The 14,678-nt window shown below is 38.9% G+C and carries 13 protein-coding genes; 10 read left to right on the top strand and 3 right to left on the bottom strand.

Annotation, left to right across the window (positions count from 1 at the left end; translation table 11 throughout):
* Nucleotides 1-143 precede the first annotated feature (143 nt).
* The 5 genes from FZF08_RS02670 to FZF08_RS02650 all read left to right on the top strand — a co-directional run bounded on the left by FZF08_RS02670 (nucleotide 144) and on the right by FZF08_RS02650 (nucleotide 5,642).
* Entirely contained in the window at nucleotides 144-1,139 is a 996-nt protein-coding gene (locus FZF08_RS02670; RefSeq protein WP_159467055.1) for a YhdH/YhfP family quinone oxidoreductase, read from the top strand.
* 421 nt (nucleotides 1,140-1,560) lie between these two features.
* On the top strand, nucleotides 1,561-3,777 hold the full coding sequence (locus FZF08_RS02665) for a c-type cytochrome (protein WP_159467054.1): 2,217 nt from the start codon (nucleotides 1,561-1,563) through the stop codon (nucleotides 3,775-3,777).
* Nucleotides 3,778-3,905: 128 nt separating this feature from the next.
* A complete protein-coding gene (locus FZF08_RS02660) occupies nucleotides 3,906-4,133 on the top strand; it encodes a hypothetical protein (protein ID WP_159467053.1) in 228 nt (75 codons plus the stop codon).
* 105 nt (nucleotides 4,134-4,238) lie between these two features.
* Complete coding sequence (locus FZF08_RS02655) at nucleotides 4,239-4,799, top strand: HD domain-containing protein (protein ID WP_159467052.1); 561 nt, start codon at nucleotides 4,239-4,241, stop codon at nucleotides 4,797-4,799.
* Between the two features lie 633 nt (nucleotides 4,800-5,432).
* Nucleotides 5,433-5,642: a hypothetical protein gene (locus FZF08_RS02650; protein WP_137338673.1), complete on the top strand. Its 210-nt coding sequence runs from the start codon at nucleotides 5,433-5,435 to the stop codon at nucleotides 5,640-5,642.
* A gap of 230 nt (nucleotides 5,643-5,872) precedes the next feature.
* Here FZF08_RS02650 and FZF08_RS02645 read toward each other — a convergent pair whose 3' ends face one another.
* Entirely contained in the window at nucleotides 5,873-7,831 is a 1,959-nt protein-coding gene (locus tag FZF08_RS02645; protein ID WP_159467051.1) for a M12 family metallo-peptidase, read from the bottom strand.
* A gap of 580 nt (nucleotides 7,832-8,411) precedes the next feature.
* Between FZF08_RS02645 and FZF08_RS32020 the strand changes: the two genes are divergently transcribed.
* Nucleotides 8,412-8,546 (top strand): hypothetical protein, encoded by a 135-nt coding sequence (locus FZF08_RS32020; RefSeq protein ID WP_255463367.1) that lies wholly within the window; start codon nucleotides 8,412-8,414, stop codon nucleotides 8,544-8,546.
* A 16-nt stretch (nucleotides 8,547-8,562) separates the two neighbouring features.
* On the opposite strand, the gene FZF08_RS02640 is transcribed toward FZF08_RS32020, so the two are convergent.
* Nucleotides 8,563-8,970: a hypothetical protein gene (locus FZF08_RS02640; RefSeq protein ID WP_159467050.1), complete on the bottom strand. Its 408-nt coding sequence runs from the start codon at nucleotides 8,968-8,970 to the stop codon at nucleotides 8,563-8,565.
* Nucleotides 8,971-9,199: 229 nt separating this feature from the next.
* Between FZF08_RS02640 and FZF08_RS02635 the strand changes: the two genes are divergently transcribed.
* A complete protein-coding gene (locus FZF08_RS02635) occupies nucleotides 9,200-9,616 on the top strand; it encodes an SRPBCC family protein (protein ID WP_159467049.1) in 417 nt (138 codons plus the stop codon).
* Nucleotides 9,617-9,677: 61 nt separating this feature from the next.
* On the opposite strand, the gene FZF08_RS02630 is transcribed toward FZF08_RS02635, so the two are convergent.
* Entirely contained in the window at nucleotides 9,678-11,297 is a 1,620-nt protein-coding gene (locus FZF08_RS02630) for a M81 family metallopeptidase (protein ID WP_409012638.1), read from the bottom strand.
* 266 nt (nucleotides 11,298-11,563) lie between these two features.
* Here FZF08_RS02630 and FZF08_RS02625 point away from each other — a divergent pair, with 266 nt between their 5' ends.
* The 3 genes from FZF08_RS02625 to FZF08_RS02615 all read left to right on the top strand — a co-directional run bounded on the left by FZF08_RS02625 (nucleotide 11,564) and on the right by FZF08_RS02615 (nucleotide 14,621).
* Nucleotides 11,564-11,926, top strand: coding sequence for a hypothetical protein (locus FZF08_RS02625; RefSeq protein WP_159467047.1), 363 nt, complete (start codon nucleotides 11,564-11,566; stop codon nucleotides 11,924-11,926).
* An 83-nt stretch (nucleotides 11,927-12,009) separates the two neighbouring features.
* On the top strand, nucleotides 12,010-12,417 hold the full coding sequence (locus FZF08_RS02620) for a hypothetical protein (RefSeq protein ID WP_159467046.1): 408 nt from the start codon (nucleotides 12,010-12,012) through the stop codon (nucleotides 12,415-12,417).
* A gap of 308 nt (nucleotides 12,418-12,725) precedes the next feature.
* Entirely contained in the window at nucleotides 12,726-14,621 is a 1,896-nt protein-coding gene (locus FZF08_RS02615) for a helix-turn-helix domain-containing protein (RefSeq protein ID WP_159467045.1), read from the top strand.
* Nucleotides 14,622-14,678 lie beyond the last annotated feature (57 nt).

Raw genomic sequence — 14,678 nt, 5'->3', positions numbered from 1 at the left:
TTAATTTATTGAATATCACTGAATCATTTATCAGGTTCAGTTAACAGAAGGAACAAACTTTAACGGTGCAGTTTATAAATCATTGCAGAATTTTGTGAAGCTGCACAGCCTAAATAATAGATGTAATTTTAGTAAAAAAAATCATGACAAAAACATTTAAAGCTTTATATGTAAGCCAGGAAGAAGGAGGATTCAAAAAGGAAATTAAAGAATTAAGTATCGGCGATCTGCCCGGAAATGATGTGCTTATTAAGGTCAGTTACTCATCCTTGAATTATAAAGATGCTTTGTCGGCGTCTGGAAATAAGGGTGTGACGCGGAAATTTCCTCACGTTCCCGGGATTGACGCAGCAGGAATTGTGGTAAAGTCTGATTCATCAGATTTCAAAGAAGGTGATTTGGTTTTGGTTACCGGATTTGATCTCGGAATGAACACGTGGGGAGGTTTTGGACAATATATAAGCGTTCCGGTATCATGGGTCGTTGCCTTGCCGGCTGGACTTTCTTTAAGGGAGTCGATGTATTTTGGGACGGCGGGGTTAACAGCAGGATTATCAGTTGAAAAAATAATAAGCGCTGGAATAACGCCGGATCAGGGTGCCATTATTGTGAGTGGAGCGACCGGTGGCGTGGGAAGCATGGCCACGGCAATCATGTCAAAATTGGGCTTTGATGTCGCGGCAATTTCCGGGAAAAATGAAGACGGTTTTCTTACATCAACACTGGGTGCTAAACAAATTCTTAACCGGGATACGTTTATTGAAAAATATAACAGCAAGCACTTATCCTACTCCGATTTTGCCGCCGGAATCGATAATGTAGGCGGGCCGACTTTATCCGGAATATTGAAATCGGTGAAGCAATATGGTATCGTCACCTGTTGTGGAAATGTGTCTTCGGCAGAACTAAACACTTCAATTTTTCCATTTATTCTGCGCGGTGTCACACTGACAGGGATTGATTCGGCTCAGGCTCCGATGCCGTTGCGCAAGAAAGTCTGGCAATCGCTCGCAACCCAATGGAAGCCATTGCATCTTGATCAGATGATCCAGGAAATTGGTTTGGATGAATTATCGGAAAAGCTGGAAGCATTATTGCACGGGAAGGCGAGGGGACGGTATGTTCTGAAACATGAATAATGTAATGATTGAATGCCTATTTGTGCAGAATTTATTTATCTGCTGATTTGGGCAACTGGCATGGATTAAATCCTTTCGTAAATTTTTACAAACAATTATGATTAGAGTATTCTTGTTTGATTCTTATCTAAGTATCACCGGTTTTCAATTTCAACCTCTGCTTTTAGATAAGATTTTCAATTTTCTTATATAAAACTGGCCGCTCAAATCTGAATAAGCAGAGATCAATGTTATGATGTTTTGATACCTGCAAAAGGAGAAAATCCAAATATTTTTACAAAACCCAAGATGTTTTCGAATCAGTTATTTCGCCACCTGCTACAACCAATAAATTAATTTTTCAAGAAACGCCGTTTTGAGATTTTTGAACTGAAAAAGGGAAAGATTATAACTAAACCTCTAAACTGTTAAGCTAAACACCATGAAAAAAAATATTTGGATTGTCTGCGTCCTGACTGCCTTTATACTGATTACCTGTCAGGTTTCACATCAGAAAACGACTGATCATACACTCAGGACAACCGATGCTTCTGTCGCGGCTATTCCTGCTTTTACTTCCAATCCTTCCCCGGAGCATTTAACACCGGAGCAAAGTTTGAAAACATTTAAATTACCAAAAGGCTATCATTTGGAGCTTGTAGCCAGTGAGCCGATGATCCATGAGCCGGTTGCGGTTGCCTGGGACGGGAATGCGCGTATGTATGTTGCTGAACTGAATACGTACATGCAGGATGTGGAAGGTACCAATGAGCACGCGCCGACAAGTCGTGTTATGCTTTTGGAAGATATCAATAATGATGGAAAAATGGACAAAAGTTCTGTTTTTATTGATAAGATGCTTTTGCCAAGAATGTTATTATGCGTGGGGCGTGAGCTGCTTGTAAATGAAACGGATACCTACAATATTTACAGCTATAAAGATACCAACGGAGATGGTGTTGCAGATACCAAAAGACCAGTTTATACGCCGAACAAAAAAGCGCCGGGAAACCTTGAACATCAGCGCAGCGGTCTGGACTGGAATCTTGATAATTATATTTATACGACCGTTGATCCGGTACGTTTTCGTTATTCAAAAGGCTTGTTGGTACCGGATTCTATACCAAGCGGGTCTAATGGACAATGGGGATTAACGCATGATAATTTCGGGCGGCTTTTCTTTTCTTCTGCTGGTGGGGAAGTGCCCGCACTTGGGTTTCAGATCAACCCGATTTACGGAAGAATGGAATTCAACGATCAGTATACCCAGGAATTTAATGAGGTATGGCCTATCATAAAAACGCCGGATGTGCAAGGCGGCTTGAAAAGATTAAGACCAGATACTACTTTAAATCACTTCACAGCCAGCTGTGGACAAGTAATTTTTCGCGGGGACAGACTACCGAAAGATCTTGATGGAGATTTGCTGATAAGTGAGCCTGTTGGGCGTTTGATCCGCCGCGCCAAAGTGATAGAAAAAGAGGGCAAAATTACACTGGAAAATGCGTATCAAAAGGAAGAGTTTATTGCTTCAACTGATATGAATTTTCGGGTGGTCAATATGTACACGGGTCCGGATGGTTGTCTGTATCTGGTTGATATGAACCGGGGAATTATTCAGGAAGGAAACTGGACTGGTGTAAATAGTTATTTGCGGCCACAGATTAAAAGATTGGGTCTTGACAAAAACATTCAGCATGGTCGTATTTATCGTTTGGTGCATGACGGAATGAAACCGGGGCCAAAACCTGATTTGCTGGATGCATCTTCTAAAAAACTGGTTTCCTATCTTAATCATCCAAACGGATGGTGGCGCGACAATGCGCAGAAAGAATTGATTACCAGAGATGATAAATCGGTAATTCCTACCCTGAAAATTATGGCAGAAAGCCAGAATGAATCCGTGAAATCTACGTCTTCATTAGGCCGCCTTCATGCGTTATGGACATTAGAAGGTTTAGGAGCTTTGGATAGTGCGATAGTGCTGGGAGCGCTAAAAGACAAAGATGGTGAAATAAGAAAGACGGCTATACGACTTACTGAGCCTTATTTAAAAAAGGACGACCAGATGATTGCGCATCTGGCCAGTTTGAAAACAGATGGCAGTTATGATGTGAAAATGCAGCTGATTTTATCGTTGTCATATACTAAATCGCCGAAAGCAAAAGCAATTATTGATGAAATCCTTACTGCTTCAAACGGAAACGATGTATTGGCCCGCGCTCAGAAAAGTATTGACAAAAATGAAGATGTCAAAAAGTTTGGGCAACGTTTGGGGCGTTTGGATGCATCGGACCGTACGTTGGTTTTAAACGGTGCAGTCATTTACAAATCACTTTGTACGGCTTGTCACGGTGTGGATGGCAAGGGACTTCAAAGTAAAACGGCTCCTCCGCTAGTTGGTTCCCCCAGACTTGGGAAAGGAAAAGATATGGCACTTCGGATTTTGCTGCACGGACTTTCCGGCCCAATAGACGGACAAACTTATCCAAGCGAAATGCCAGCCATGGGCGACAACGACGATCAGTGGATAGCGTCCGTACTAAGTTACGTGCGCCACGAATTTGTAAACGCACCGCCAATCCGCCCCGCAGACGTAAAAACAATGCGTGAACAAACCAACGGCCGAACAAAATCATGGACATTATCCGAATTGTAGGGGCGACCCTCGTGGTCGCCCAACCCAAGCGTTCGCGCCCAACCCAGACGATCGTGCCCAACCCAAATGGTGGCTCAATCCACTTTATCGCCCGGCATTAATATCAGTAATCATTCAAAATGAAAATTATGGAAAATACAAATTTGCCTTCCGATCATCTTCCAATTCTTTTTACAGATCAGTCCGGAATAAATCACGAGGGAATATACAATTCTGCTATTCGAGCGTTTGTAGAAAAAACCGGTGATGAAGGACCAGAAGATAGCGGAATCAGTTATGCTGCGGAGGAAATTCTGGAATGGGAATATCTGGATGACCAGGCCAGTTTTGATTCCGATATTATGATTATTTTGTAAAAATGAATAATTATTACCCCGTTAGCATAACTTAAGCTTATTTAATCTAAAAAATAAATCTTATTTACAAAAGTGACAACGTTAATAAATTAAAAGGAAATCTTAATGGAATTGTCAGATAAGCAGTGGGAGCTTTTTGATTTTGTGAAGGAGCAGCATGGCGGGCAAATTCGGAAATATTCGGGAGAGCCTTACTGGACACATCTTTTGTCTGTGGCCAATATTGTGAGCGACTATTCAACCATTCATTTTGAAGTAGAGATTGCTTTGTGCCACGATTTATTTGAAGATACGCTATGTACCCCCAATTTATTAAATGAACATTTGCTAAACCTTGGCTATGGTAAACCGGGCAGGGACACAATACTCAGAGGTGTGAACGATCTTACGGATAAATTTACAAAAGAGGCTTATCCCAAATTTAACCGCAAGCTTAGAAAAGGTTTTGAAGCGCAAAGGTTATGGAAGATAAAACCTTATTGTCAGACCGTAAAATATGCCGATATTATTGACAATACAAGTTCCATTGTTGAAAATGATGCCGGATTTGCCAGAATTTACCTGAGAGAAATCGATTCTTTTATTTGGAAAATCAATGCCGGAAATAAGGATCTGTATGCACGATGCTGCAAACAGTTTAGTGAGGCAGTGCACAAATTATTATAAATATTAATTCATCAGAGTTAAGGATATTTTTCCGCCGAATTTGTACCTGGTTGTTGACAGTATTTGCATTTTGCCATTAAATAAGTTAATTATTTTATACTTATTAATCCACTTATATTTACCTGTAACGTTGAGTAGTAGTTTTTAAAAGGGCTTCGTAGTTTTCGAAGTCCTTTTTTCTTTTATGCATTCTGGCGTGATTATTTTAATGATAACACTTTCTGCATAAAGGCCTTATTGCTCAACACGACGATTAGATTGGTGTTTGTTAAAAGAACTTTGGGTTTTCTGAGGTTCTTTTTTTACGCTTACTTTGACAAACTAAACTACTTTGAAATAAAATATTGTCTTATTATTTCAAAAATTGCCAAGTCTCGCAATTTTTCATGTTTTAATTATTCTATTGGTTACAAATGTTTTACTTTTGCCAAAACTTACAAATTGTGAGTTAGGTAGAAATAATACTTATAAGAACTTCGGAGATTTCGGAGTTCTTTTTTGTTTCCTGATTCTGCACTTTTTATGTGGATTTTTAAGCTGAAAAATAGGATCGAAATACGCCCTGGATTTTAATATAAACCCGGATTGGTGAAAAATGTCGTACCTTAAAAAGGAAAACAAAGATTCTGTATTATGAAAGTGAAGATCATTTCGAAAGAAGACCTGCCTGAACCTGGTTCTATAGTAAAATTTAGAATAAAAAATACTACACAGTGGCGTCTTGGACGCAGAGATGCCGAAGGAAGCGATTTTATAGAAGAGCCCCGTGGAATTATTTACAGATATTCGTGGAACCAGATTGATGAGTATATGCTGTGGACAATTCCGGAGGTTGAAATTTAAATAATATTATCGGGGTTAATGAGGAGGCTGCCGGCCTCCTTTTGCTTTCCATAGTAATTTTTTAATTTAATTTTTATTAAGCGGTATGTGATTACCTTATCTATATAAGTAATTTCTTACTTTTTATATACAGCATATTATTTTGATTTACTCAATCAATAAGGAAGATCTTCAAATAGCTTAATCAGGTATTCTAAATTGTTGAATGCGGGCGCTTCATCAAGGCAATGTTATTGTAGTAAAATTCTTTTAACGTCAGCTTTTTCATTTGAACCGGCATTTGGCATTACGTACAAATAGTACGTTCCGCGTGGCAGGCTACTTACATCCAGCTGTGTTTTACTGCTATTGGAAGCGTTTGCGGACATTGTATTGATGTTTGAAATGGTCCGGACCACATCCGACTTTTCGTTGTACAAAATAATTTGTTTTGGCTGAACTTCTTTGTTTGAATTACTGCTGTAATCCAGGTTTATCACATCTCTTGCCGGATTTGGATATACACTAAGTCCTGCTTGTGTACACTGCCATGAGAAAGAAATTTTAGTACTCATCGGCGTCGTGCCACAAGCATTTTTTACCGTTGCCTGTATAAAATGTGTAGTTCCGCAATTTCCGCTGTTAATATCTTCGATATTTCTAATGCCGGTTAGAGCCAGATTCCCATCCAGATACCAGTTGTAAGTAGCATAAGGTACCTCCGTCATGATAGCCGTGACAACACCGTCAGCATTTGGAGTGGTTGCAGAAAAGGCAATAACCGGTATGCCAACATAAACTTCTTTTGATACCGTGACCGGTGTACTACATACGTCGATGACAGCGGTTATCGTAACAAGGCCATTTTCTTTTCCAATTCTTTTTGCAACACCTGTCGTAGGATTGATGGATAATAAAGTAGAATTACTACTTGACCAGGAAACGGCGGTTCCAAATAAATTCGCCCTGAATGTTGTAGTACTACAAACCGATGAATCTCCAAGAATTTCGAAGTTATAATCGGAAGTGAGCAAACTGCTTTCGTTACCGGCAATCCAGGCGTTCATCTCTGATTTTGAAAATTCCGAGAACATAGGTGCGTCGTCAAGGCTGCTGCACATTAGTGATGGAGCCTTTTCGCTGCAACCCGATGCCGCATCCGTTGGGTGGGAAGCGTTGAAATTATGACCTAGTTCATGGGCAGTTGTTAGATATTCATTTGTAGTGCCATAAGTTAAAGAATAAGCCATGGAAGGTGTTTTGCCAATTACACCTTTGTGTGCGATACCCAACGTAAATCCTTCCAGGAATTTAGATGTAAATAAATGGGCAACATCTCTTTTAACGTCTGTATGGTTTTTGTTCCAGTAATTTGTGAATTCGGTAAGAAGTTTTGCAGGATTGGTAGAGGTGTAAGGATCGTTTGCTGTTGCATAAACGTGCTGGTAAGTTACCAATATTTTAATGTTGAAAGTGCTCAGGTAAATTCCTGCCACAATATTCATATCATTTAAAATACGTGCATTCGTGTTGTCGCGGTTATTTTTATAAAATTCAAAATCTGCATCCGTTGCAACTTCCAGAATTCTGCATTGTGCTGAAACCGTTGCAGCCTCTCTTGCGCTGCTTTGCGCTTTTGAAATGACCTGACTTACTGATTCCTCAATTCCACATCCCGGGGCTGTTGATTTTACATCCTTTGTATTATACACGACATAACGATTGTCTGGCAAATTCGATTTTGTGATCGTTGACAAAGGCTCAATAGCATAAAATCCGTTTTTCCCGTCGCTTATAATTCCTTTGATTTGATTATTATCAATATAAAGGCGAACAAACTGGTTTGGGTCATTATTGGCATAACCGGAATAAGTATTTACCGCCACCATCGAAGAATCAGTCACTTCACCAGTATCTGTTGTGATGGATGCCTTATAGTCAGCACCTCTGATTTCGTTTTGCTGAATGGTCAAATCCAGTGTCAGATTATTGGATACGGCTAACTGAAATTTTTTCGCCTGCAAAGGATTTCTCTTAACAAAACTGTTGAGCGAAGCGGGTTCCAGGTTTACTACATTTAAAGATTTTGCGAAGCCGTCCAGTTTCAACGTTTCGTTTTGAGAAAGCCTGGCGGGTGAAGTGATCGGTGTGATGTTTTGCGCTTGTACTGTTTGGAAAAGTACAGCAAACAGAATGAAAAGATTTTTCATGATACGTGAGATAAAGCTTTTTACTAATAGAGAATGAATGTGTAATCCTTAAATCGGAATGACAGATAAATTGGGTTTTGGAGTCTTTGAAAGCTTGTTAACCAAGTTCTTCTACAAATGAATGTTGAAAATGATAATTAGGGTTGTTTTCTGCGGCTCGAATCTAAGTACTATAACAAAATCTAATTTACAATAGCTTTTTGTAACTTTTTTCAATAATGTATGCACAATTCTACTGGCTTGTAGAATTCCTTATTTTGTTGATTACAAGCATTTTATATTGGCAATGTCAAGAGGTGAGTCGAAGGTTGTTCGTTGTATGAAACATTTTGTGAATGTATATTGAAAAGATGTGAAATGTTAAAATTCCTATTATTTTATAGGTTAAATTTTACATGTATAGAAATAATTTTGTTAATAATATTATAGACAAAATAATATTTTGTTTGCCTTTAACATGTCAAATTTTGAGGCTTAATCAATGTCAAATTAGTACTATTTCTGGCTCAAACAATACACTATATACGTTTGAAGATTTATGCTACTTACGCATATTGTCCTTGTAATAACATTCTTACTTATGTACTCGAAAAACACTTATAAATGGGAAATCACACCAAAACGAGTAATCTGGTTAACAGGATCAGGAATTGAAACACAAAGTTTTTTCACTTTGGCTTTTGGCAGTCAGCCATCGGTGAGGCATTGGGGTTAGAAATTGCCAGATAGATTTATTCAATAATTTTATACGAGGTGATCTCAAAAGGATTTGCAATAATATCTTCCAATAAAATATTGGGATAAGTTACCAGGTAACCACTGACTTTCAGGGATAATCCATTTTTTTTTGCCTCTTTTGGGAAATTACACGCGCCGAGATAGCCCGTAAAAACTTTTTTGAATCCCTTTGCCCGAATAACAAACATACTGTCGCCTACTTGTTTGACTTCACTGATATAGTCGGTAAAAGTACTGTCAACTGTGCTGTTTGATCTCCAAATGCAGGTTAACCTTGTATCAGACGGGTTGCCATTTGACTCACTGTTTTGGTCCTTTGGAAGAGTACTTCCTTTTTCACAGGCCGAGGAGCTTAGCAATAATGCCAAGATCATTGCAGGATAAACTTTAACGAATTTCATAACGTTGAGTATAAGGTAACATTTGTATGTGAAATTAGAAGAAATACAGGCAGCATACAAGGGTGAAGCCGATGATTATTTGAAATTTATAAAAAAGTACGAATGTTTCTTTGAGTGATATTTGATAAAATAATTTTCCGGATGGTTTTGGTTATCCGGCTTTTTGATAAAATAAATAAAATGTGCAGTTTAGATTAATCAAAAACAAACCCAACTAAATAACAGAGAAATGGCATTTGAAACGATAACAATTGAAGCTGTAATAGAAGTGCCGATTGAAAAAGTTTGGGAAACGTGGACCAAACCTGAGCATATCATTCATTGGAATAATGCATCGGACGACTGGTTTACGCCAAAAGCTGAAAACGATTTACGTCCTGGCGGAAAATTTTCTTCGCGAATGGAAGCGAGAGACGGAAGTTTTGGATTTAATTTTGAAGGAGTATATGACGAAGTCACGGATCACAAATTGATTTCCTATGTGCTTGGAGATGACCGAAAAGTTAAAATCGAATTTGAAATAAAAGGAGAACAAACGCTTGTGAAAGAAACTTTTGATGCGGAAACTGAAAACCCTGTAGAGATGCAAAAAGCAGGCTGGCAGGCGATATTGAATAACTTTAAGAAATATACAGAAGGATTATAATTCAAAAGAGAATATCAATGGAGCTGTTACAATAATGTTGCAGCTCCATTGATATTGATATTTATTTTTCAGAAGAAGGAACAAGTTTAGCTTTCAGGTCGGGATCTTTCATGTTTTTGTCCAGAGGATACATCGGATGCTGAATTCTTTTATAACCAAGTCTTTTCAAATCCTGATCAACGCCTCCCGGTGTTAATGCCAGAAGCCAGTCTGCACGCATATTGTAAAGTTCAGGTTCAAGATAACCGATTTTTACGACCACAATATCCGATTTCCGTGGATTAAGCCTAAGTCTGGTAAAATCTGCTTCCTTATGATAAGGTTTGCGTTTTTTTGTTACAATCACATGCACACTTCCTACTTTTATGACTACTTCGGTTTCTGCGTTTAAATCACCCTGCTCAATGGATTCAACCGTTCCTGCGAGTCTTATCGGCGGAGCAAAACGAGCATCCACCGCTGCGCCGGCTAAAGCATCAATTTTTCCGCCTACACCTGCCTTGATAGCAGCTTCAACCACAGCCGGTCCGGGAATGGATGCATAAATAAGCGAAGGTCCATTTTCTGTTTTAAACTCAGGGCGTTTCAAAATCTCCGTCAATGTCCAGGTTACATCACCAGCGCCTCCCGCAGTAGGATTGTCGCCCGAGTCACTGATAAAAAATGGATGTTTTTGACTTTCAACAGCTTTGTTGAGTGCTTCATCCAATGTGGCCGTAGGGGCTACAAAATCAAACTGAGACCGTACTTTCCAGAAACTACCGGCCAGTTGCTCCGCCGTTTTTGTCACTTTATCCTTATCGTCGCCGGTCACCATCACCACCGCATGATTACGGGGTTCATCCGCCCAGGCATAACCAATCCAAATTGCGGCATCAATAATTCCAGGTTGCAGGGATGCCGGAGAAACAGCCGCATACAAAGTTTTTCCAGGCTCGATACGGGTACTTGTCTGTTCGCCCGGCAATAATATCGGGATAGGGATCCAGGCTTTATAAGCAGGTTTTCCTTTTCCGCTTTCAAGTCGGGACAACATATTGGCTACTGCACGCCTTTTGGTCGCCATTGCATCTTCATGCGGCGCCATACGGTAGCAGGTTATCAAATCTGTGTTTTGTGCCAAACGCCATGACACATTTCCATGCAAATCCATGGAAGTAGAGATGAGCGGTTTTTTACCCACCACTTCACGGATACGGATCAGGAAATCACCTTCCGGATCATCTATGCCCACCACGCTCATCGCCCCGTGAATATCATAGAAAATGGCGTCATAGGGTAGGTTTTTTCTAAGCAGATCAAGCGATTGTTTTACCATTGATTCGTAAGCCTCTTTTGTAACCGTACCACCAGGCAAAGAACGGCCCATAAAAGCAGGTAGCCAATTCGCACTTTTGCGAATTATCGAATCGGGAGAGAAAAATGGATAAGAAGTGTAAATCTGTTCGCCGCGTTTTGGATGAAAAGCTTCCTCATTGGTACGCGCGGGAGAAAATGTGCTTGATTCAATGGCCAAACCAACAATGCCGATACGCGGCAGCGGTTTTTGTAATGCATCAGAAATCGATTTTTCCTCAATAACAGTTTTTGTTACCTCTTTTGCGGAAATCTGAAAAACAGGCGGGGAAAAGATTAAACAAATGGAAGTGAGAAGCAAAAATGTTTGTTTCATATATAAAATTTGGTCCAGGAAACATTTTAAAAAATTTTATTAAATGTAATCAACTTTCGGCTTCTCTGGTAAATTCGTTTAAAAACTTTCAACCAATTGCTTCAAACTGCTACAAAATAATTATATAGTATAATTATGGTTACTTAATATTTTGTTCTCTTATTATTATGTCTTGGAAAAAAACTATATTATTTGAATTTAGTAAAGATTGGATTGCTTTTAACAAAAGACGATATTCGTCTGGTGCATACTTTTGTAAAAAAAATGACAGGGATATGATCATCAAATTAATTAGCGGAGCACTTATTTTGTTTACAGCTTACATGGGAGTGAAACATGGCTGGCAGGTACTTCATATTAAACCAGGGGACACTGGTCCGGAGGTGGAATTGTTCAATAAATTAAATTTAAGTCAGGCAGGTATCAAAGCGATTGGCATTTTAAGTATTCTGGGCGCTCTTCTCATTTTGGCTCCGCAAACATTTTTTATCGGGAATATGCTGAACGCCGTCGTGATACTATTTCTTATGGCCATGTTTTTGAATGCTGGCGAAATCAAATCAACATTGATTGAAATACCGTTCCTGATTATTCCCCTGCTGCTTATTTATTTAAAATATCCGTTGAATCTGGAATGAGGTAAAGCTTGAAAAAATTGCATATCCTACCAACGCAGATAAATGCAAGATCGATTTCTTAACATTGATGCTAAAATATTTTCATGAATAAACCTACTCCCGATGAATTAATTAGCTTTTTTAGCTCGGATATTTTCCATTCTGAAAATGTGCGAAACGGAGATTACACACTTGCCATTAAAGCATTTTATGAACGATTCTGTACAGAATTTGATCAGTCAAAATATGCCGAAATTGGTATTTTTATTGATAATATCCGCCGCGAACAAATAATTTTTGATGAAGACACGGATAATATCCATGTTATGGAGTATAAAACAATTATTGATTTTCATTTTATTCAGGATATTACTAACACACAATCTTTTTCTTTAATCGGGACAGAAGAGGAAAATGCTTTTTATGGTCATAACAGAGAAGAACTGCTCAATTTTTTTATCATGAGATTTCGCAGATTCAGCAAATTGCTGATTCCTGACCAGATATCTTAAACAGGCATCCAAAATAATTTAATTTTTTTTTCATTTGCTAAATCCAAAATTGGATTGGCATCGTATATCTATGGTCCGCTACTTCAAAGTTCGGATAGAGGAGGGTTTAGAAACAGCTTCGGATATTCCGGAGCTTTTTTTTATGCTTTTTCAATCAGGATACGTTCAATAAAATTAATCTGAAATTTAAGCCGAAGGGATGATCAAAGTACAGAAAATCAATTATTTTACACCGATATTGTAGGCATGGTCAATAGAAAGTCAGTCAAGTAGGGAGTTTTTGAATTTCGATACAGATTTCTGGTAAAATGAGAGCTTCGGAAAAGGTTATGCTGGACAAATTCAATCGGATTATTGAAAGTAACTTTCATAATGCTGATTTTGGGATTGACGAAATTTGCCAGGAACTCGGTACGAGCCGGTCACAATTGTACCGACATGTCAAGGAACAAACTCAGCTCTCGACTTCATTGTATATCCGCCAGAGAAAACTGATCAAAGCACAGGAATTGCTTGGATCGTCTGAAATGAAAACGGCTGAAATTGCTTATTTTTTAGGGATAGATAGTCCTCAAAATTTTAGCAAATATTTTACGCAGGAATTCGGCATTACGCCTACCGCATACCGGAAGCAGATTTTAGAAAGGAAGAGTACTATTGAAGAGAAAGTTGAAACGGGAATTCCGGATCCTGTCTTGATTTCGGTTCCTGAAAGACATAATTTTAAACCATATCCGGTCAAATATTTTTATATAGCTATCGCATTTATTCTATGCCTTGTTGCTGTCGTATATTTTTGGAAACCTTTGTTTGATAAAACTCAGAATATATCCGAGTTGCCCGTGTTTTCAGGAAATTCCATTGCTATAATGCCCTTTAAAAATCTGGGCTCACCGGAAACGGCTTACTTTTGTGACGGCATTATGGAGCAAATTCACGGCTCACTTTCTTTGATCCATAAATTGAAAGTTATTTCCACAACTTCATCCGACAAATATAAAAATTCGCCAAAGCTGGTTCAGCAAATAGCCAAAGAGCTTGATGTGAATTACATACTGGAAGGCTCCGTTTTCCAGGCTCGTAATAAGATCAGGATTAAAGTGGAATTGGTCAGGGTGAGCGATGACAGGTCTGTCTGGACTAAAAATTATGACGGAGATACCAAAGGTATTTTTAAATACCTGACAACCGTTTCGAAAGAAGTGGCCAAGGAACTTGACCAGAAACTGAGTGAAGCCACCATGGAAAAACTCGGGAAATTGCCAACGATAAATCCTGCTGCTTATAACGAATATTTAAAAGGTTGCCAGCTGATTGTTTCAAGAAAAAAGAACGAGCTTGAGGAAAGTATTGTCAAATTAAACAAGGCGATAAAACTGGATCCGGAATTTGCCGCTGCCTATGCAAGCCGTGGACATGCATATTATCTTTTGGGAGAAAGTGAATATATAGATGAGGTGAAGTCGCTGAAAATGACCGAGCAGAATTCACTGACCGCCATCAGACTTGATGCAGAAAATGGACTTGCATATGCAAATCTGGCGAATATTTATCGTAATCAATTCAAATGGCAGCAGGCAAAAACCGCATATGAAATTGCTTTAAAATACAGTCCGAATGATGCACAGATAAATTACTGGTATAGCCTGTTGCTAAGGAGTTCAGGAGCGATGAAAGAAGCAATCCGATACAGCTCGAAGGCGGTGGAGCTGGATCCCCTGCACCATGTAATTTTTGGAGGTAATGTTTTGAATCAAATATATGGCGGAGAACTTGACCAGGCGAAAAAAAATATGGATGAGGGCCTTGTACTTTTCGGGGAATCATGGATTTATAACTGGGTTTTTGGCTATTATTATATTGTCAAAGAAGACTATAAGCAGGCATTGAAATATTATGTCATAACAAATCGGATAAATCCGGGGATTAAATCAATTCAATACCAAACGGTCTTTTGCCAAGCCAGGGACGGGCAGATTGACAAGGTACATTCTTACCTGAATCAATTACCTGAGCTTCCTGAAAATTATGTTTCAAGATCGGTAATTTATGCTGGTCTGGGAGATAAAGAGCAAAGTTTATTCTATCTCCGTAAAGGTGCTGATGCCGGAATTATTCCCTCAGATTTAAAAGTGTCTCTCTTTTTTATTACGCTTCGTGATGAGCCGCAGTACAAAGCTGTCTTAAAGAAATTTGGTTTGTAGTGTTCTTTTATCCCAGTAAAAAATACCTTCATTTTTCCGCAATGGCGCGTTTGACCA

The sequence above is a fragment of the Dyadobacter sp. 3J3 genome, from assembly GCF_009801115.1.
Lineage (GTDB): Bacteria > Bacteroidota > Bacteroidia > Cytophagales > Spirosomataceae > Dyadobacter.
This window is presented reverse-complemented; position numbering and strand designations above follow the sequence as displayed.

What these genes read in the sequence shown, in the direction of transcription:
- FZF08_RS02670 (WP_159467055.1), top strand. Translation starts at nt 144, where the DNA reads ATGACAAAAACATTTAAAGCTTTATATGTAAGCCAGGAAGAAGGAGGA.
- FZF08_RS02665 (WP_159467054.1), top strand. Translation starts at nt 1,561, where the DNA reads ATGAAAAAAAATATTTGGATTGTCTGCGTCCTGACTGCCTTTATACTG.
- FZF08_RS02660 (WP_159467053.1), top strand. Translation starts at nt 3,906, where the DNA reads ATGGAAAATACAAATTTGCCTTCCGATCATCTTCCAATTCTTTTTACA.
- FZF08_RS02655 (WP_159467052.1), top strand. Translation starts at nt 4,239, where the DNA reads ATGGAATTGTCAGATAAGCAGTGGGAGCTTTTTGATTTTGTGAAGGAG.
- FZF08_RS02650 (WP_137338673.1), top strand. Translation starts at nt 5,433, where the DNA reads ATGAAAGTGAAGATCATTTCGAAAGAAGACCTGCCTGAACCTGGTTCT.
- FZF08_RS02645 (WP_159467051.1), bottom strand. Translation starts at nt 7,831, where the DNA reads ATGAAAAATCTTTTCATTCTGTTTGCTGTACTTTTCCAAACAGTACAA.
- FZF08_RS32020 (WP_255463367.1), top strand. Translation starts at nt 8,412, where the DNA reads ATGTACTCGAAAAACACTTATAAATGGGAAATCACACCAAAACGAGTA.
- FZF08_RS02640 (WP_159467050.1), bottom strand. Translation starts at nt 8,970, where the DNA reads ATGAAATTCGTTAAAGTTTATCCTGCAATGATCTTGGCATTATTGCTA.
- FZF08_RS02635 (WP_159467049.1), top strand. Translation starts at nt 9,200, where the DNA reads ATGGCATTTGAAACGATAACAATTGAAGCTGTAATAGAAGTGCCGATT.
- FZF08_RS02625 (WP_159467047.1), top strand. Translation starts at nt 11,564, where the DNA reads ATGATCATCAAATTAATTAGCGGAGCACTTATTTTGTTTACAGCTTAC.
- FZF08_RS02620 (WP_159467046.1), top strand. Translation starts at nt 12,010, where the DNA reads ATGAATAAACCTACTCCCGATGAATTAATTAGCTTTTTTAGCTCGGAT.
- FZF08_RS02615 (WP_159467045.1), top strand. Translation starts at nt 12,726, where the DNA reads ATGAGAGCTTCGGAAAAGGTTATGCTGGACAAATTCAATCGGATTATT.